We start from the raw sequence: 19,109 nt of genomic DNA, 5'->3' as shown, positions 1-19,109 counted from the left end.
TAAAAATCAATTTAAATAATGTTTAAATCAATTATTATTACTATATCCTATCTCTTATCCTTTTTTTTCATTTTAAAAAAAATTTTGTCACAAAATAATTATCAATAGTTGAATACTTTAACTTATGTGGTATGATAACTAAAAAATAATCTTTACATAAAAAATCTTAGAAATTTAAAAACCCATGACAATCATAGATGGCACTTCTGGAAATGACAATATTTTAGGAACTTCCGCCAATGAAACTATTAATGGATTAGGTGGAAATGATACTCTTTCTGGTGGTTTAGGGAATGATATTCTTTCCGGTGGAGCAGGTAACGACTTATTTGCTTTAGAATATTTTGAGTCTTCTTCCTTTACTCGTAATACTGATATTGTCACTGACTTTGTTTCTGGTCAAGATAAAATAGATTTAAGAAATATTGGTATCAGTGATTTTGGCACAATTCTGATTCTTTTAGGAGAAGATGAGAATGGTACAGCACAAATTACCACCCGTTATAATTTGTCTAATAGTAGTGATTATTTCTATCGTCTCAAAATCAATGGTTTGAGAGCGAATCAGTTAAAAGCCAGTGACTTTAATTTTAGCATCGTCAATACTAGCTCTGTCATAATAGGTACTAATGCCGCCGATGATTTATTTGGTGGTTTGGGCGATGACACTCTTCAAGGTAGAAATGGAAACGATCGATTATTCGGGGAACAAGGCAACGACGTATTACAAGGGGGATTAGGTGATGATACCCTTTATGGTGGTGCAGGTAATGACTTATTTGCTTTAGAGTATTTTGAATCTTCGGCTTTTACTCGTGAAACAAACATTGTCGCTGATTTTGTGATTGGTCAAGATAAAATAGATTTAAGAAATATTGGCATCAGCGATTTCGGAACTATTTTGCTTCTTTTAGGAGAAGATGAAAACGGTACTGCTCAAATTACCACTCGTTATAATTTGTCTAATAGTAGTGATTATTTCTATCGTCTCAAAATCAATGGTTTGAGAGAGAATCAGTTAAAAGCCAGTGACTTTAATTTTAGCATCGTCAATACTAGCTCTGTCACAATAGGTAGTAATGCCTCCGATGATTTATTTGGCGGTTTAGGCAATGATACCCTTCAAGGTAGAAATGGAAACGATCGACTATTCGGGGAACAAGGTAACGATGTCTTACAAGGTGGTTTAGGTGATGATACCCTTTATGGTGGTGCAGGTAATGACTTATTTGCTTTAGAGTATTTTGAATCTTCGGCTTTTACTCGTGAAACAAACATTGTTGCTGATTTTGTCATCGGTCAAGATAAAATAGATTTAAGAAACATCGGTATCAGTGACTATACCACTCTTCTGATTCTTTTAGGAGAAGATGAAAATGGCACAGCTCAAATTACCACTCGTTATAATTTGTCTAATAGTAGTGATTATTTCTATCGTCTCAAAATCAATGGTTTGAGAGCTAATCAATTACAAGGAAATCAGTTCAATTTTAATAACGTCACCAATAATTCTCTGATAACCGGTAGCAATGCTTCCGATGATTTATTTGGCGGTTTAGGCAATGATACTCTTCAAGGTAGAAGCGGAAACGATCGATTATTCGGAGAGCGAGGCAACGATTCTTTAGAAGGAAGTGTTGGGAATGATACTCTTTACGGTGGTTTAGGAGATGACATTGCCATTTTTACGGGGACTCGTTCACAATATTCTTGGACGAATAATCAAGGAGTATTTACTATCACCGATAGTGTTAACAATCGAGATGGTGTAGATGTTTTGTATGGTATTCAAAAACTAAAATTTTCCGATCAAACTGTTACGATCGCACCTGTAGAAATTAACCCGACTCTTTCCATCAATAATGTTAGTGTAATTGAAGGTAATAACGGAACTAAAACTCTTGTTTTTACCGTTACCCGTTCAGGTACACCATACAATAATATTAGCGTTAACTATACCACCGCCAATGGAACAGCCACAGCAGGAAGTGACTATATCGCCAAAACGGGTATTTTAACCTTTGGTATTAACGAAACCACTAAAACTATTTCTGTAATAGTCAATGGTGATAATACAGTAGAACTCAATGAAAATTTCTTTGTTAACCTGAGTAATGCCACTAATGCCACCATCAGTGATAGTCAAGGTATCGGCACCATTACTAATGATGATTTTCCCAGTTTACGAATTAATGATGTAACAATCTCAGAAGGTAATAGCGGTACTAAAACTCTAGTGTTTACTGTCACTCGCACGGGTACAGCGTTGCAACCAATTACCGTTAATTATGCCACAGCCAATGGTACAGCGATCGCAGGAAGTGACTATATTGCCAAAACAGGTAGTTTAACTTTTGCTACCAATGAAACCAGTAAAACTATTTCTGTGGTAGTTAATGGAGATACGGCAGTAGAAGCCAATGAAAATTTCTTTGTTAACCTGAGTAACGCCACTAATGCCACCATCATTGATAGTCAAGGTATCGGTACTATTACTAATGATGATGTCAATGGACTTGTTCTTCTAGGCACAAGTAATGCAGATACCCTTACGGGAAACACCGCCAATGACACCTTGCGAGGCTTTGATGGTAATGATAGTTTAAATGGCTCTGATGGTAATGATAACTTAAATGGTGGCAATGGAAACGATCGACTTCTTGGCGGTAACGGAAATGATATTTTACTAGGTGGCACTGGTAATGATAATCTTAACGGTGGTAGTGGTAATGATACTCTTGTTTCCGCCTCTGGTAATGATACTTTAACAGGAGGTACTGGGGTCGATCGATTTGTATTCAAATATGCTGATGAAGGAGTGGACACCATTACTGATTTTTCTGTCACTGACGATAAAATTGTCATCTCAGCCTCTGGTTTTGCCACTAATTTAACCGCTAATGCTAATTTAGCATCTTCTGCGTTCATAATTGGTACGGATGCAACTAATAGTAGTCATCGTTTTATTTATAATAGTAGTAATGGTGCTTTAGTATTTGATGAAGATGGTACAGGATTAATTCCTGCCGTCAGAATTGCGACTCTTAATACAGGTTTAGCCATGACAAATCAAAATATTTTTGTAGAAACCTAAGTAGAATTAACCTCAGTTCGAGATAAAATTTTTTGTGCTGTAAAGGTGTCAGGTGTCAGGTATTAGGTTAAAGAATTGACAAAAAAAATATATCTTAATTGATTTTTTTATCTTCAATTCTTTGATCAAATTATATAATCTTCTGAAAATTACACCTGAAACCTGAAACCTGCCCTTATCAAACATTCTTGCATCGAACTGAAGTAGAATAAAGTCTTAAAATTTGGAACTTTAGGTATTTCTCCTGTCTCCTATCTCCTGTCTCCTATCTCTATAATTACAACAATCCTCGATAGCGAATAAAAAGTAAAATAACCGCCCAAGAACCTAAACCAACTTTTAAAGCAACTAATATATTTAATATGGGAATTATCCCACCACTGATTAATGAACCTAAATTTCCGTAAGGTAATTCAAAACCCATCAATGTTATAGTGGATAAAATTATAAATAAAACTACGATAAATTTTTCCCATTTAGAAGCATTATAATCTTGATAAATTTTTTCCATTGATTGAATAGAAGAAGTGATCACAATTAAGCCAATAGCTGTACCAAGGGCTACTCCAGCGGCGAATCCTCCTCCGGGGGATAAATGTCCCCTTAAGGCTAATTCTATGCCCACTAAGGCGGAAATAGTTGCGGCTAAACGAGCAAGTACGATGGATGGTTCGTCGGTAAAGCGATATACTTTTGTAGAAGGAGTTTCATCCCCGAAAAGATATTGTACCCCTAAGATTGCGATCGTAAATACGACCACTTCGCTGATGGTATCATAAAGACGATTGCGAAAAATAATTCCAGATACTGCATTAGTTACTCCCGTCTCCTCCACAATGGTTTCTACGATAAAAACTTCCTCAGATTCTAACATCGGATTAGGAATGATTAATATTTTGAGAAAAAGAGCAATTCCTGCGATTAAATAAACTATTTTCATGATTTTTTACTTTGATTTTCAGGATAATTAATATAAGTTAAATTAGAATTAAAATTAGATTTTTGAGCTGTAAAAATTTCGTATAATCTCTCGATTCTTAAAATAGTTTGATAAGAATTTTTTTCTAAGTTATCAGGGTACAAAATACCATGAACATCTTTTGCTTTTAAAGCATTTTCTAAACTATCTCGATCGTTATAATTAATTAACTCTAACCGTAAATAATATTTAGCAATTATCGATTTAAAACTGTCTATCAATGATAAAAATAAATTCTCTTTCTCTGAGTCATTAACATTTGATGAATCCTCTTTTAACACCCCTAAACGCATCACTAAGGACGATCGAACCGCAATAACGTACAATGATATGGCTAACAGTGTACCCATTAAAGCCTCCGTTAAAGCCACATCTCCTGCACCCAAAATAGCATAAACTAAAGCTGCGATGGCGCCCAAAGTACATCGAACTACTAAAGCATCATAGGGATTAACTTGAATTACCAACAAAAAAGCCGACAATGGTAATAAGGCGACGATGACATAAACAAATAAATCAGGATTATTCATAAAAATTAAGTATTAGAAATCAAATCTGTTTCAGAATTATGAGCATTTTGATGCTCTGTTGAACAATACGCCAATACATAACCCAACATGGTATTCCACATAGCTAGGGAAATAATAGCAAGTACTAACAAAGGCCATTCACCGGGTATCTTCCATAATAATCCTACAACAATAGCCATTGAACCTAAAGTATCCGACACCGAAAGCCAGTGAAGTTTATAAAGGGGATTACGTTTACTTAATAAATAAGCTGTACCCCATAGCCAAAAAATTAAACCTAATATAATCAAAAAATAGGGCATAAAATTAGTCATAGAATTAAGAATTAAGAATTAAGAATTAAGAATTAAGAATTAAGAATTGAGAATTGAGAATTGAGAATTAAGAATTGAGAATTAAGAATTAAGAATTGAGAATGAATAATAAATAGTGAATAGGGAGGGATTTTAAAATTATTAATTGCTAATTGTTAATTACTTAAATTTCTCATGCGTTTTTGTACTTGTGCTAATAACATCAATCCCGCATTACCTACCGTTAACATAATTACTCCTACAATACCAATCATCCAATCATCTCGTAAAACGGAAATAAATAAAGTGAGAATGGCACTTTTACAAGAAATACTAGAAAAGGCTAACATTTTTTGCCAAATATCTTCATTATGCCATGTCTCATAAATGGGGATTAATAAAGTTAAAATCATGATGATTAAGATAATATTCATGGTGTTTTTTTCCTTAAAATTCTATGGATAGTAAACCATCCTTCTTCGTTATATTTGAGTACGATGGTTTTGGGTGTAAAAGTGATTAGAAATACATCTAAAAATATTAAATATTTCGATCGATTTGGTGGCACTCTTTGCACAGTTAAACCTTCATAAGCATGGGGAAAAATAATTATTTCTATAGCTTCCTTATAGGCTTGAACAATAGAAATAAATAATTCTCCTAACAAATGTATCCAATCTTTAATTGACTGTCTTTCGGGGGGATTTTGTGGTAACAAAAAAGCAATTAAAATCCCTATAATAATATTAATCAGACTCAAATCTGACGTAAGTAAAAACCAAATTGTTAACCTTAAAATTATAGATAAAATCATAAATTAAATTAATTGAGAATTGAGAATTGAAAATTGAGAATTATTTGATTAAGTTTGATGTTAAACACTAAAAAATAAGAAGTTAAAAGTAATGAATATTTTAATTTAATGTTTAACTGAAGCATTATCCATTATCCATGATTATAATGATGGACTATGAACCATTAATAAAATACAATATAGTAAAACTGGAATCAAAGTCATAAAACCGACTAAATGCTCAAATTGTTCTAAAGTACGAGATATTTGAATAGTATTTTTTCGGAAAATAAAAGCGTAACAGAAACAACTAATAGCAAAAGTAATTAAAGCCTTAAGAATATTGATAAAACTATAGGCTGAAAAATAAATTATATTAGCGGCAAGAATACTAATAATTAAAATTGTTACAGCTAATTCTAAATAAGGATATTTTTTTGGTTGTGCATTCTTTTTATAGGGTAATAAAATTAATTGTACAAGATAAATACCAGTACCAACAGCAATAATATTCATGGGAATAACTTGCCAAGGTAAGAGATTTTGATAAGTTAATGCTTTTGCCTCAAAACTAGAGAAAAAAGGAAAACCTACCGCAGATAAAGAAGCTAAAGATAAAGGAATCCAAAGATTAATATTTATTGGTTGATTTTTTAATTCTGATAAGTTTCGAGAAGGTAAATTACCAGCACATAAAAATAGAGTACATTTTGCCAATCCGTGAGTTAAAGCATAAAATCCACCGACAGAAGGAGAAGCAAGAATAAACCCCATTTGAGAAATACTAGAAAAGGCTAATAATCTCTTAATATCTTTTTCAAATAAAGCATAAACAACTCCCAATAATGCCGTTGCCACCGCAAAAACTCTAACGATGAAATCAACATCTTCGCTAATAGCCGCACATCGAATTAACGGTAAGATACTGGCTTTTACCACAATCCCCGATAGCAATGCCGATACTGGAGTTTCTGCTTCTGAGTGAGTTAGAGGCAACCATAACCCCGAAAGGAAAACTCCTCCTTTGACAAATAAGCCTAAAATAATCAACACTAATGCTTCAGGGGGTGCATTGATTAAACCTTCAAAGCGAAAAGAAAGATTCGCTTTATAAACTAAAATTGCCCCTGCTAAATAGAATAACAAAACAATACCACCGACAAATAGATAACGAAATGCTACCCAAATTGATTTATCCGTGCGAGGATAAGCAATTAAAACAAAAGCTATCATGCCGATAACTTCTAAGGCAACATATAAACTAATAAAATCTGTGGTAAGAAAAGCAGAATTTAAACTGCCATGTAAGAGAATAATTTGCGCATAAAAAAAGGCTATTTTTTCCCTCTGCCAACAATATATTATCACCGCTAGAGTTACGATCGAATTAGTTAAAACAAAATAACTACTGAGATTATCAACAGTTAAAGTAACCCCAAAATTATCTAATAACTCTAAATTTAAAGATTGATTAGTCAACAATATTGTTAAACTATAACCCAAAGAAATTAAAACACCAAATAGTGCTAAATATTTATCAAATTTAGGTAACAAATAAATAACAAAACCTAAGATAAAAGGTAAGGTAATCCACGCAATAGTAAAATTAATCATTAACTGTTATTTTTTTCAATTTCTTTTGTTTCTAAAGTGGGATTATTTTTTGCTAATTTCATTATTGCTACTAACATTAAGGCTTGAGTAGAAAAACCAATGACGATGGCAGTTAAAATTATCGCTTGTGGTACAGGATCGGCATAGCTAACTACTTTTTCCGTGATAATAGGGGTAAATAATCCATCACGGGAAGCAATAAACACATAATAGGCAATAATTCCTGTACTCATAATATCCATAGAGATAGTTTTCATTAACAAATTCTCTTTCAGGAGAATACCGAAAAATCCACAGAGGATTGTCAACAAAACAAAACTTTCTAATATAATCATGGTACTTTATTCATAAATATAAATTTTAAGCAATATTAATATAATAAATCATAGAATTTCGTCTATAAGTTCTATAATAAGTTATAGCCTTGAGTAAGGAAAGAGATATTAGTTAACAATTTTTAATCATTTTAATCATTAAAATAAATTTTTATTATAAGCGATGAATCAGGAATGGAGAATTGAGAATAAAGAATGAAGAATTGAGAATTGAGACTGTTAATTGTTAATTGTTAATTATTAATTTATTTCAGTAAATTGATTCTGTTTTGCAAAATTTCTGCTTGAATTTTACTTTCATTTAAAGCATTTTGGGCAGTCTGGATAATCTCTTGAGGTGCTTTATTAACGAAATTAGCATTGTTTAAGCGCCCTTCTAAGGATTTAATTTCACTCTCGATTTTGCCTAGTTTTTTCTCTAGTTTTACCGTCAATTTTTCAATGTCAATAATACCGTCTAAAGGTATCAATATTTGAATTGTGCCGACAACTGAAGCAATTGCCTTTGAGATTTCTTCTGTTAAACTATCAGTAATGGTGAGATGCTCTACTTTTGCCAACTCCTTGATATAAGTTTGAGTTTGACTTAAAATCTTCCTTTCTGTCTCATTGTCTGATTGAAGAATCACGTTAACTTTAACCCCCGGTTTAATTTCGGCTTCCGCGCGGAGGTTACGAATCGATCGAATCGTCTCAAATGATAAACTAAAGGAGTTTTCTAACTCATTATCGATGAGGGTAGTTAAGGGAATAATAATTACTTGAGGAGAAGCAAATTCTAAAGCTACAACTGTATCATTACTGGGATGTCCAAAAATTTCCTCTTTCCATGTGTTTAACTGTTGCCAAGTTTTCTGTCTAGCTTCGGCAAACACCAGATTTTCATAACTAAACCATAAACCATAGAATAATCCCACTAATTGTAAAAAGGGTGCTAAAAGAGGAAAATCGTGAATAGCTGTGAGAATGGAAGAAATTAGCTCTAAAATTAAGAAAGTTACGAAAATTATCCCTAAAAGAGTGAAAGGTTGTTGATATTTGCGGATAAATCCACTAACCTGATCAGGTAATTGATCTAATAAACTTACTACTTGATTCCCTAACTTAATAATTGTACCCTCATCGGTACGATCGATCGTCATCATGGGAGTATCAACTATGGGAGAGGGAGAAAGGTTGATTAATTCGTCAACATTTGGAAAAGATTGTAAGGCTAAACTATCATTATCATTTTGTGTCAAGGTGTGCCAAATTTCTTCGGTGATGTGAGGCATAAAGGGATGTAAAAGTTTTAGTATTCCCTCCAAGACATAAGCCAGAGTTTGTTGCGCCACGACACGAGAGGAAGACTCCCCTTTTATCCATAAACGGGTTTTCACTAATTCGATGTAAGAATCGCAAAAGTCACCCCAGATAAATTCGTATAATCCTTTCGCTGCTTCCCCTAAGCCGTAATTCTCAATATTTTCTCTGGTTTGTTTGACAACTTGATTAAATCTTGACAGTATCCATTTATCCGATAACTCTAGTTGCTGTAAATGGGGATAACCTAATTGTTGCGGTGTCTTACCTTCCAAATTCATCAACACGAAACGCGCGGCATTCCATAACTTATTCGCAAAGTTACGACTAGCTTCCACCGAATCAGATTCATCAGTGGTTCGATCGTATTGTAAACTAATATCTTGTCCTGCACCAGCTACTTCTCGAATTAAAGTATATCTTAGGGCATCAGTACCGTATTTATCAGTTAATAATAAAGGATCGATGCCGTTATTGGCAGACTTAGACATTTTTTTGCCGTTTTCATCCCTTACCAAACCATGAATATAGACATCCTTAAAGGGCATTTTATCAGTAAAGTGTCTCGCCATCATGGTCATTCTGGCTACCCAAAAAAAGATAATATCAAATCCCGTCACCATAGTTGTGTTAGGATAATATTTGGCTAAATCATCGGTATCATGAGGCCATCCCATAGTGGAAAATGGCCATAATCCAGAGGAAAACCATGTATCTAAAACATCTGGGTCTTGTTGTATAATAATATCTTCTCCATAAAGTTCGATCGCTTTTTCTTTAGCTTCATCAGCATTGAAGGCAACCACAAAGGGAGTATCATCGGCAATTTCTCCCCCAGTTTTACTCACAATATACCATGCAGGAATTTGATGTCCCCACCACAGTTGACGAGAAATACACCAATCTTGAATTTTTACTAACCAATCTCGATAGACTTTTTGCCATCTTTCGGGTACAAAATGGGGAGAGTGGTTATTATCTAATTCTTGTAAAGCATTTTGGGCTAAAGGTTCTATTTTCACATACCATTGAGTAGAAATAAGAGGCTCAATGGGTACTTTTCCTCGATCGCTATAGGGTACACTATGACGATAGGCTTCTACTTTGACTAAAAATTCTTCTTCCTCCAGACGGTTAACAATATTTTTTCTCGCTACAAATCTATCTTGCCCTGCAAATTCTCCTCCGTTTTCATTAATCGTGCCGTCTTTGTTTAAAATGTTGATAAAAGGCAGATTATGACGCTTACCCATCTGAAAATCGTTTGGATCATGCGCTGGTGTCACTTTAACACATCCCGTACCAAAAGTTCGATCGACAAATTCATCAGCAATAATAGGAATTTCTCGGAAGGTAATGGGAAGAATGAGAGTTTTGCCGATAAGATGTTGATAACGCTCATCATGGGGATTCACCGCAACGGCAGTATCTCCTAACATAGTTTCGGGGCGTGTCGTGGCTACTTCGATATACTCGTCTCCCTCACTCAAAGGGTAACGCAAATGCCATAAATTGCCGTCAACTTCTTTGTTTTCTACTTCTAAATCTGACACAGCAGACTGAGATTCTGGACACCAGTTAACCATATAATTCCCCCGATAAATCAAGCCTTCTTCATATAACTTAATGAAAGCAGTTTTAACGGCGGTGCATAATTCTTCATCGAGGGTGAATCTTTCACGACTCCAATCTGCTGATAAACCTAGTTTTTGGAGTTGATTAACAATAGCGCCTCCTGATTCTGTGCGCCATTGCCAAGCCTTTTCTAAAAATTTCTCTCTCCCTAAATCGTAACGGGTTTTACCTTCTTCCTTGAGTTGCTTTTCAATAATGGTTTGTACCGCAATACTAGCATGATCTGTACCGGGTAAACAGAGGGTATTTTTTCCCGTCATGCGGTGATAACGAATCAAGGTATCGATGAGGGATGTATTAAAAGCGTGTCCCATATGAAGTTTACCCGTGACATTGGGAGGGGGGATAACAATGGCGTAAGCCTCCCCTTCTTTTTCTGGATTGGCTTTAAAGGTTTCCTTGTTTTTCCAAAACTCTTGCCATTTCGCCTCAGTAGCTTGAGGCTCGTATTGAGGTGGTAATATATATTGAGATTCTGTCATAAAAATTATCTATAAATAGGCAATTTACTATTATATAGGGATTGGATAGGAGAATATAAATTACAAATAATAAAAAATATTGATACATGATCAAAATATATCCAAAGTTTTCATCTAAAATTTTAATTTACCATTGTTGAATAGATAAACCATCGATATAAGTAAAATCACTATCACAAGTGACTAAAATCCAGTTATTTTCTATACATTGGGAAGCAATCCAAATATCATTTTCAGGTATTGGTTTTCCTTTTTGCTTTAATTGAAAACGAGTTTGAGCATAAATTTCTGCAGTTTTTCTTCCCATTGGTAAAACAATACAAGCATCAATAAATTGCAAATATTTTGTTAAATTTGTTAATTTTTTCGCTGAATTTTCAGCACCAAATATTAACTCCCCAACTACGGTTACGGGAAGAATAATAGTTGAATATTGTACAATATAATTAACTATTTCTAAATTACCGTTTAAATAACGAATTACAACGGATGTATCTAGTGCAATATTGACATTACCATTCATCATTATTAACAATGTTAAATTCTTGATTAATAATATTTTCTATTTCTTCAGCTTCTTGATCACTAAGAATACCAGCAAATTGTGATAATGAGTGAGGTAAAGTTACATTACTTTCAATTACTATATTAACTTTAGTGTTTTCTGGTAAATTAGGATTGTTTAAAGGACGTAATAATCCATTTTCATAGATTGCTAACAATTTTTGCATGACAATTTATTAACCCCTAAGATAATTCATATATTTATTGTAAACGCTTTTGATTCTGATTATACGAACCATGGGAATAATTTGATATTGATGAAAATAGGGAATGGGCAATAATATTTTTTGTAATACAAAGCTATAGCCTTCACAAGTATAAAACTTTTGCAATGTTGTAATTAATCTTAATGATTAACTCCAATCTTCTTGATCTTCTTGGGACGGTTTACGGTATATTGATCCTGAACTGTGTAAACTTCTAGCTTTACTGAATAGTTCTTCTTCTGTCATATCCCACTCTTTAACGATCGTATCTAAATCATACTGAATATCTCGCGCCCCGGGGAAATTTTGGTAACGAATTTTTAATCTTGCTACCTCTGCTAAGTTATAATCAGTTTTACCCTCAACAAATATTTTTTTGATGATTTCTCGATCGATATGTCCTAAAGGGTGTTTTTGATCTATACTCATGATTTTAGATGTTAAGTGTTAGGTAATAGGTAATAGGTGTTAATTCTCCATTCTCCATTCTCCATTCTCCATTCTCCATTCTCAATTCTCAATTCTCCATTCTCCATTACTTATGCAATCTTACTCCTTATTTGCCCCTGCTAAAATTAATCTACACTTAGAAATTATAGGCGATCGAGCCGACGGTTATCACGAATTGGTGATGATTATGCAAAGTGTCAATTTAGGAGATATAATTCATATACGGGCAAATGGTACAGATAAAATACGGTTATATTGTCAAAATCCGCAAGTACCTTTAGATGATAGCAACTTAGCCTATAAAGCCGTGGCTTTAATGCAGAAAAAATACCCCCAATCGGCACGAAATTTTGGCGGAGTGGATATTACCATAGAAAAAAATATCCCTGTAGCCGCAGGACTTGCGGGAGGCTCAACGAATGGCGCTGGTGTATTAGTCGGCATTAATTTAATGTGGTCATTAGGACTAACACAACCAGAATTACGAGAATTAGGGAGTTTGTTAGGTTCGGATGTGCCTTTTTGTATATCTGGAGGTACTTCGATCGCCACAGGAAGAGGGGAAGAAATTGAGCCTTTGTCGGATTTAACGGATATATGGGTTATCCTTGCTAAATATAGTAATTTAGGAGTTTCTACCCCTTGGGCTTATAATAGCTATCGAGAACAGTATAACCATCTTTATGTTTCTGATGGGGAAGAAGCGAAAAGTCGCACTCATAAAGTACACAGTGGAGAATTGGTGAAAGCGATTACAGCCAAAGATACTGAGGCAATAGGGCGACTATTATATAATGACCTTGAAAAAATCGTTTTACCTGAATATCCTGCGGTATCAGAGCTTATAACTGCCTTTAAGCAAGAAAATGTATTGGGTTCGATGATGTCTGGATCAGGCCCAACGGTTTTTGCTTTATGTACTACAGAAAAAGAAGCCAACTCGATCGTCCAAAAAGTGCAAAATAGTATTAATGATCCTAATCTCCATTTTTGGGTAGCCCAAATGTGTCCTCATGGTATTGTGTCGATCGAACATTAAAATATCTGTGTAACTTTTATTCTTGGGGCAACAATTAAGTTTATTTCATGGTTATTATGGCGGTTGAAAAAAGCATGGGCAAATGTAGAAATTATCTTACGAGGAGATGTAGGAATAAATGCGGATAACAGTTTTAAGATTTTGAACTAAAAGACAAAGAGTTAAATATTGAGGTAAATTAAACTGATTTTTTAAATGATCCTGATAAAATTGGGGAAGTTGAAACATTTTTTTTTATAGCAATTAATATAAAAACTGAAAATATCTCATCTTTATACAGATTATCATCTTAAATCCCTTACTGATCCCCTCTGTTTAGCTTAATTGTCGCCCCTCAGACTCATTATTTATTACTTTCTCTTAACCAAAAATTTGAGAATAAAACAGCCTCGCCCTCTCCCTGTCTAATCGGGAAGTCTAATAATAATTACTGTTGTATCTAGTTTGGTGGCGATCGATTCTGGAATATTACCATACCATGCTTGTTGTAATAAACTTTCTCTGGATGCCCCCAATATCACCAACTCAGCATTTTGAGATTGAGAAAGATGGAGAATGGCGGAAACCACCGAAGGAGAAGAAATAATCATCGGTTGTACTTCTGTGGTGACTAAATTTCTTAATTTTTTTACGGCTAAATGAAGGTTTCTTAAATCAATCTGGGTTTTCTCTGGAGAATGCACTTTCGCTAAATATACTGGAGGTAATTTTTCCTGAGAATAAACCCCGAGAAAGGCTGGTAATAATTTTAAACCTTCTTGGGCATTTGGTCCTCCTGCCGTTGGTACTAAAAAACTACCTTTACCACTATTGGGATAGGATACTTCATTACCTAATTTGACAAGAATTAACTCACAGGGCGCTTGATTAATCAGGCTATCAATGAGACGAGAGAAAATAAATTCTTCCGAATCTCCCTTTTGTTTCCATCCCATCAAGAGTAAGTTAATGTGTCGAGTTTTGACTATATCCATGACAATTTTACTGCGAAAATGCCCTACTACGATCTTGGTATGAACGGAAATTTTCGTTTTCCTCCCCATTCTCTCTAAATTGTGCATCAAATGACGGCTCGATCGAACATCTACTTTTGTAGTGCGTGGGTCTTGATGTTTTGCAATTTTAATCACCTGCACAAATTCAATCTCATATTGATAGTATCGTGCGATGGCAAGGGCAACCTTAAACAATCCTCGGAAGTCGTCTTCTTCGGCGATGGGTACTAACATACAACCCTTACCAATAGCAGGAGAAGAAGTTTGATAGATAGTATAGGCAGGTTGAGGCTTAAAAGTGGTATCCCCTTTCAACTCTTTAACTTCAGCTCGAATAATATCTGTACGAGTGATAATACCCACTAAACGGCTATCTTGTAAAACGGGAATACGGGATAATTGGTAACGACTAAACAGGTACATCACATCACTTAAAGAAGCATTGGCTTTAACGGTAATAGGATTTGTTGTCATGATTTCTTCTACCGTTACCTGATTATTACTAGCATCAACTTTCACTAAATCCGATTGAGTGATAATTCCTACTAATCCCTCCTCATTTACCACGGGAAAACCTCGATGATGGGAAACTGTCATTAATTCCAACACTTCTGGAATGGTTAAACTTGATGACACCGTTTCTACTTGAGTTTGCATGACATCTGTAGCGGTGAGATTGCTCAAAAAATGGCTTTGAGTATCGTTAGTTTCTTCTTTTAACTCCATACCCATAGCGCGGAGTAAATGTTGATAGACTGAGCCTTTTTCAAAGGTTTCAGCACTAACATAAGCCACGGCACAACTAATCATTAAGGGTAAAACGAGGTTAAAATTGGCGTTTAGCTCAAAGACAATGATAATCGCTGTAATGGGTACTCTGACAACCCCTGTAAATAATGCGCCCATACCCACTAATGCAAAGGTAGATACAGAGCTAGTACCTGATAAATACCATTCTAAATCCCCTACCAAATAGCCTAAAGCCGAACCCATAATCAAGGCTGGGGCGAATAATCCTCCCGGTGCGCCTGATCCTGCGGCGATGATGGTTAAGATATAATGGGCTAAAAAAACTAGGGCGGTTTCTTGCCAATCTAATTCACCCCGAATCAAAAAGTCTTTTAATCCTGCGTTATCTCGAAAAAATGTCGGTAAAAAGGAGATAACAATACCTGAGATTAATCCTGCGACTCCGATGCGCACATAAAGGGGAATTTTCAGTTTTTGATTCCATTGAAGACTAAATAACACACTGCGGTTAAACACTGCGCCTAAAATTCCTGCAATAATACCTAAAAACAGATAAAAGGGTATCTCTTGGGGAAGAAAGCTCAGGTTTTCGGCGGAAAAGACTCCCTCCGAAAGTTTTAAGTTTGAGGATTGTAAAACTAAAGATACTACTGCCCCGGTAAAAGATGCTACGATCGCAGTCTCAAGAGTTAAGTTAGACACATCCCGCATCAATTCTTCTACCACAAACATCACTCCCGCAATGGGAGTATTAAACCCTGCGGCTAATCCTGCGGCAGCACCAGCGGCTATCATCTGCCTACGATGTTCGGGGGATGTGGGTACAAAACGGGTTAATTCCCCAGCTAATGCCGCTCCTATATGCACTGTAGGTGCTCTACGCCCCAAGGTTAACCCTGCTCCTAGTACTAAGATTGTACCAATTAATTTAACAACAGCAACCTTTAAAGTGAGGGGAATTTTATATCTAGCAAGGGCGGCTTTAATTTGGGGGATACCTCCTCCTCCTGCTTCGGGGGAAACGTTTTCTACTAATAATCCTGCTAAACTACCTAAAATTAAACCAAATAAGGGCAAAACTGCGATCGCACCCCATTGATTAACTAATTGAAGGCGATAACTGCCCAGAAAATTAATTCCTTCTTTGAGGAATAAAGCGGCTAAACCTGAGAAAATACCGATTAAACACGCCTCCATTAAAGCATAACGAGTAGAGATCGATCGTCTGCCGAAGTGTTGAGATTTGAACCATTCTTGCCACTGGTTGATCATTTTTCTGGAAAAAAAAGTGGACAGGGATTGAGGATTGGGGAATTAGGGAATTGGGGAATTGGGGAATTGAAAGATATTATTAACTATAAATGATCAATGATTGAAAATGAATGAATTTTTAAAGAAAGGGATAGAGGAATTTAATCGACAGGAATTTTACGCTTGTCATGACACTTTAGAAGAAATCTGGATGGATTCGATCGAACCTGATAAGAAATTTTATCAAGGAATTTTACAAATATCTGTCGGTTGTTATCATTTGAGTAACGGAAATTGGAAAGGCGCTGTTATTTTATTAGGGGAAGGCTTAAGAAAATTAGGGGAATATGAACCAGATTACGATAATGTTGATGTAACTAAGTTAACGGAAAATAGCTATGAATTGTTAACTACCTTACAGCATATTAATCCCGACGATGTAAAAGAATTTTATACAAAATTAATTAATCATCAACTAGAAAATAACCTGACTTTACCTCACATCCAAACTTTAATGAGGGATTAAGTTATGAAATATAAAGGATATGAAGCCGTTATTGAATACGATGAGTTCGAGCGTATTTTTGTCGGACGAGTTATCAATATCAAGGATATTATCATGTTTGATGGAATTTCTGTCGATGAATTACAACAATCTTTCCATAACGTTATTGATGAATATTTAGAAGATTGCCAAAAATTAAATAAAATACCTAATCAACCATCAAAAAATTAGGGTGAAAGATTTTGATTGTTAACTCATTACTTATGTAGGGGCATAAGGCCTTATGCCCCTACTTACTCGATTTTTGCAAGAAGTCTATTATTTCAATTATTTCAATCTGACGATCGCATCTTTATTTTGTTTGAAATCAGATAATTTCAGCCCAATAATTGATTCCATCAATCTGGGGTTTAAATTGACGATGGCATCACTTAACTCAAAAGTTTGAAATCCCGCAGGGAAAATTAACAGAAAATTAGCAGTTTCATCCCCTACCGCTTCGGACCAATGTGTCCACCCTTGTGGTACAAAGAAGATATTGCCCGGTTCTAAAATTTCTTCATAAACCTTGCCTTTCGTATCAATAACAACGGTTTTTGCTTTACCCGACAACAAAACTTGTTCTTCCCAAGTATCGTGCCAATGAGGAGTACGAGAAGCACCAGCTTTGATTTCCACCCGTGCAGAATCATTTTGGGCAATGGGAAAATTTTTCTTACGACAATATGCAACCACTCCAGCATCATAATTATACACTTCCACATCTCTAGGTTCACAAGCGAATCTCATGGGTTTACTCGAATCCATGTCGGCACTGATTACTATAGGTTGTTTCAAAATGGAAATATTCGTTTTCGTAAAAAGTTCGGATTCTTTGACGGAATCAGGAAGAAAAGCCTCAACTTGCTCCCCATTTTTAATGATTGATGGTGCTGATTTATCAAGGGATTGTGCTTTTAATCCGAAGGAAAAAAACCCTATCGCTATGACAACACAGCAAACATAGATCAAAAATTTTTGGATTTTCATATTTATTGTTATTGGTGATAAGAAATTATAGTTTTTTTGAGTGAAAATAGTTAATAATTTTCCATTCGACCTTCTCCATTCTTAATTCTTAATTCTTAATTCTTAATTCTCAATTCTCCATTATTTGTTCTTGGGTTTCGATCGCAACTCTAATCAATAAACCTGCTAAAATTAAACTACTCATCACCGAACTACCGCCATAACTCAACAAAGGAAAAGGTAAACCAGTGGTAGGTAAAGCGCCAATATTAACACCAATATTGAGTAAAGATTGCCCTACTAAAATCATCATCACTCCCACCGCAATTAATCTTTTAATGGGATGTTGACATTTTAAAATTACTGAGAGTGCGATCGTAGCATAGGTCATCACCATTAAAATTAGAATCACACTACCCATAAAACCAAACTCCTCCGCAAACACCGCAAAAATAAAATCAGTATATTGAAAAGGTAGATAAAACAGCTTCTGTTGAGACATCCCAAAACCAACCCCAAACTCCCCTCCCGAACCAATAGCGAGTAAACTTTGTATTAACTGATAACCGTCACCTCGTGCATCTTTCCAAGGGTCAGTAAATGATACAATACGTTTTAGCTGATACGGATTAATCGCCACACTCACGGAAGCCGCCACCATACCCATCATCGCCGTTGCCAACAGCTGTATATAAGGCAACCCCGCCGCTAAAGCCATAAACCATAAAGTCATCCCACATAAAGCAGTCGTACTCAAATTAGGTTGTTTTAAAATACAAACTAGGGTAAAAGCAAAAATCCCTAACCATGTACCTTTAACTTTCCAAGGTAATCTTTGCCAACCTGCAAAAATCACCGCCCCTTGTAAGACAAGAAACGGTTTAAGTAATTCTGACGGTTGAATTTGAATTGGTCCTATAGCAATCCATCTTTCTGCACCATTAATATTTTGCCCTAAACCGATCACTGTGCCAATAATTAAAGTTAAAATTGCCAGATAAAACCAAGGGGCATATTGTAAGATTAATTTCAGGGGTAATTGAATGATTATTTTCAAGGAAATTAAGCCCATTATCATCCAAAATGCTTGACGTTTAAAATAATACCAACCATCGTTAGACTCATCTAAACCCACGGCATAGGAGGCAGAAAATAAGGCAATTAAACCGATTAATAACCATAAAAAAGTTAGCCACCGCAACAATCTTGCTTCTAATGACCATTGATCTATATCTGGTTGATAAAATGGGATAAGATAACGGGTAATTTCCATAGTTGTTAAGA

General features: G+C 35.1%; 18 protein-coding genes. 4 read left to right on the top strand and 14 right to left on the bottom strand.

Going from position 1 to position 19,109, the window contains the following annotated elements; translation table 11 throughout:
* The first annotated feature begins 184 nt into the window (after positions 1-184).
* Entirely contained in the window at positions 185-3,094 is a 2,910-nt protein-coding gene (locus SYN6308_RS25775; RefSeq protein WP_017294473.1) for a Calx-beta domain-containing protein, read from the top strand.
* 277 nt (positions 3,095-3,371) lie between these two features.
* Here the strand turns inward: SYN6308_RS25775 and SYN6308_RS10880 are convergent, their stop codons facing one another.
* From SYN6308_RS10880 to SYN6308_RS10830, 11 genes are all read right to left on the bottom strand, one after another.
* Positions 3,372-4,034, bottom strand: a complete 663-nt coding sequence (locus SYN6308_RS10880) for a Na(+)/H(+) antiporter subunit B (RefSeq protein WP_017294472.1) — start codon at positions 4,032-4,034, stop codon at positions 3,372-3,374.
* Positions 4,031-4,603 (bottom strand): DUF4040 domain-containing protein, encoded by a 573-nt coding sequence (locus SYN6308_RS10875; RefSeq protein ID WP_017294471.1) that lies wholly within the window; start codon positions 4,601-4,603, stop codon positions 4,031-4,033. The genes SYN6308_RS10880 and SYN6308_RS10875 overlap by 4 nt, the downstream gene beginning before the upstream one ends.
* Before the next feature lie 5 nt (positions 4,604-4,608).
* Positions 4,609-4,917, bottom strand: coding sequence for a monovalent cation/H(+) antiporter subunit G (locus SYN6308_RS10870; protein ID WP_017294470.1), 309 nt, complete (start codon positions 4,915-4,917; stop codon positions 4,609-4,611).
* A 155-nt stretch (positions 4,918-5,072) separates the two neighbouring features.
* Positions 5,073-5,330 carry a hypothetical protein gene (locus SYN6308_RS10865; protein ID WP_017294469.1) on the bottom strand — a complete coding sequence of 86 codons (258 nt, stop codon included), beginning with the start codon at positions 5,328-5,330 and terminating at the stop codon, positions 5,073-5,075.
* Positions 5,327-5,710, bottom strand: coding sequence for a Na+/H+ antiporter subunit E (locus SYN6308_RS10860; RefSeq protein ID WP_017294468.1), 384 nt, complete (start codon positions 5,708-5,710; stop codon positions 5,327-5,329). The genes SYN6308_RS10865 and SYN6308_RS10860 overlap by 4 nt, the downstream gene beginning before the upstream one ends.
* Positions 5,711-5,851: 141 nt before the next feature.
* Positions 5,852-7,303 carry a cation:proton antiporter gene (locus SYN6308_RS10855; RefSeq protein WP_017294467.1) on the bottom strand — a complete coding sequence of 484 codons (1,452 nt, stop codon included), beginning with the start codon at positions 7,301-7,303 and terminating at the stop codon, positions 5,852-5,854.
* A complete protein-coding gene (locus tag SYN6308_RS10850) occupies positions 7,303-7,638 on the bottom strand; it encodes an NADH-quinone oxidoreductase subunit K (RefSeq protein WP_202803858.1) in 336 nt (111 codons plus the stop codon). The genes SYN6308_RS10855 and SYN6308_RS10850 overlap by 1 nt, the downstream gene beginning before the upstream one ends.
* A gap of 245 nt (positions 7,639-7,883) precedes the next feature.
* Positions 7,884-11,057 (bottom strand): valine--tRNA ligase, encoded by a 3,174-nt coding sequence (locus SYN6308_RS10845; RefSeq protein WP_017294465.1) that lies wholly within the window; start codon positions 11,055-11,057, stop codon positions 7,884-7,886.
* A gap of 127 nt (positions 11,058-11,184) precedes the next feature.
* Positions 11,185-11,583, bottom strand: coding sequence for a type II toxin-antitoxin system VapC family toxin (locus tag SYN6308_RS10840; protein ID WP_237741210.1), 399 nt, complete (start codon positions 11,581-11,583; stop codon positions 11,185-11,187).
* Positions 11,570-11,788 (bottom strand): antitoxin family protein, encoded by a 219-nt coding sequence (locus tag SYN6308_RS10835; protein ID WP_017294463.1) that lies wholly within the window; start codon positions 11,786-11,788, stop codon positions 11,570-11,572. Before SYN6308_RS10835 ends, SYN6308_RS10840 begins: the two co-directional genes overlap by 14 nt.
* A gap of 186 nt (positions 11,789-11,974) precedes the next feature.
* Positions 11,975-12,256 carry a DUF3288 family protein gene (locus SYN6308_RS10830; protein WP_017294462.1) on the bottom strand — a complete coding sequence of 94 codons (282 nt, stop codon included), beginning with the start codon at positions 12,254-12,256 and terminating at the stop codon, positions 11,975-11,977.
* A gap of 112 nt (positions 12,257-12,368) precedes the next feature.
* Here SYN6308_RS10830 and ispE point away from each other — a divergent pair, with 112 nt between their 5' ends.
* Positions 12,369-13,316, top strand: coding sequence for a 4-(cytidine 5'-diphospho)-2-C-methyl-D-erythritol kinase (ispE, locus tag SYN6308_RS10825; protein ID WP_017294461.1), 948 nt, complete (start codon positions 12,369-12,371; stop codon positions 13,314-13,316).
* A gap of 404 nt (positions 13,317-13,720) precedes the next feature.
* Here ispE and SYN6308_RS10815 read toward each other — a convergent pair whose 3' ends face one another.
* Positions 13,721-16,333: a chloride channel protein gene (locus SYN6308_RS10815; RefSeq protein WP_017294459.1), complete on the bottom strand. Its 2,613-nt coding sequence runs from the start codon at positions 16,331-16,333 to the stop codon at positions 13,721-13,723.
* Positions 16,334-16,439: 106 nt separating this feature from the next.
* Between SYN6308_RS10815 and SYN6308_RS10810 the strand changes: the two genes are divergently transcribed.
* Both SYN6308_RS10810 and SYN6308_RS10805 read left to right on the top strand, forming a co-directional pair.
* Positions 16,440-16,838 carry a DUF309 domain-containing protein gene (locus tag SYN6308_RS10810; protein ID WP_017294458.1) on the top strand — a complete coding sequence of 133 codons (399 nt, stop codon included), beginning with the start codon at positions 16,440-16,442 and terminating at the stop codon, positions 16,836-16,838.
* Positions 16,839-16,841: 3 nt separating this feature from the next.
* Positions 16,842-17,048, top strand: coding sequence for a type II toxin-antitoxin system HicB family antitoxin (locus SYN6308_RS10805; protein WP_017294457.1), 207 nt, complete (start codon positions 16,842-16,844; stop codon positions 17,046-17,048).
* Positions 17,049-17,144: 96 nt separating this feature from the next.
* Here SYN6308_RS10805 and SYN6308_RS10800 read toward each other — a convergent pair whose 3' ends face one another.
* Together SYN6308_RS10800 and SYN6308_RS10795 are read right to left on the bottom strand one after the other, a co-directional pair.
* Complete coding sequence (locus SYN6308_RS10800) at positions 17,145-17,846, bottom strand: cupin domain-containing protein (RefSeq protein WP_017294456.1); 702 nt, start codon at positions 17,844-17,846, stop codon at positions 17,145-17,147.
* A 109-nt stretch (positions 17,847-17,955) separates the two neighbouring features.
* Positions 17,956-19,098 carry an FtsW/RodA/SpoVE family cell cycle protein gene (locus SYN6308_RS10795; protein WP_017294455.1) on the bottom strand — a complete coding sequence of 381 codons (1,143 nt, stop codon included), beginning with the start codon at positions 19,096-19,098 and terminating at the stop codon, positions 17,956-17,958.
* Positions 19,099-19,109: the final 11 nt, after the last annotated feature.

The organism is Geminocystis herdmanii PCC 6308 (assembly GCF_000332235.1).
Classification (GTDB): domain Bacteria; phylum Cyanobacteriota; class Cyanobacteriia; order Cyanobacteriales; family Cyanobacteriaceae; genus Geminocystis; species Geminocystis herdmanii.
The sequence above is the reverse complement of the archived record's forward strand: the minus strand, read 5'-3'. Positions and strand labels throughout refer to the sequence as shown.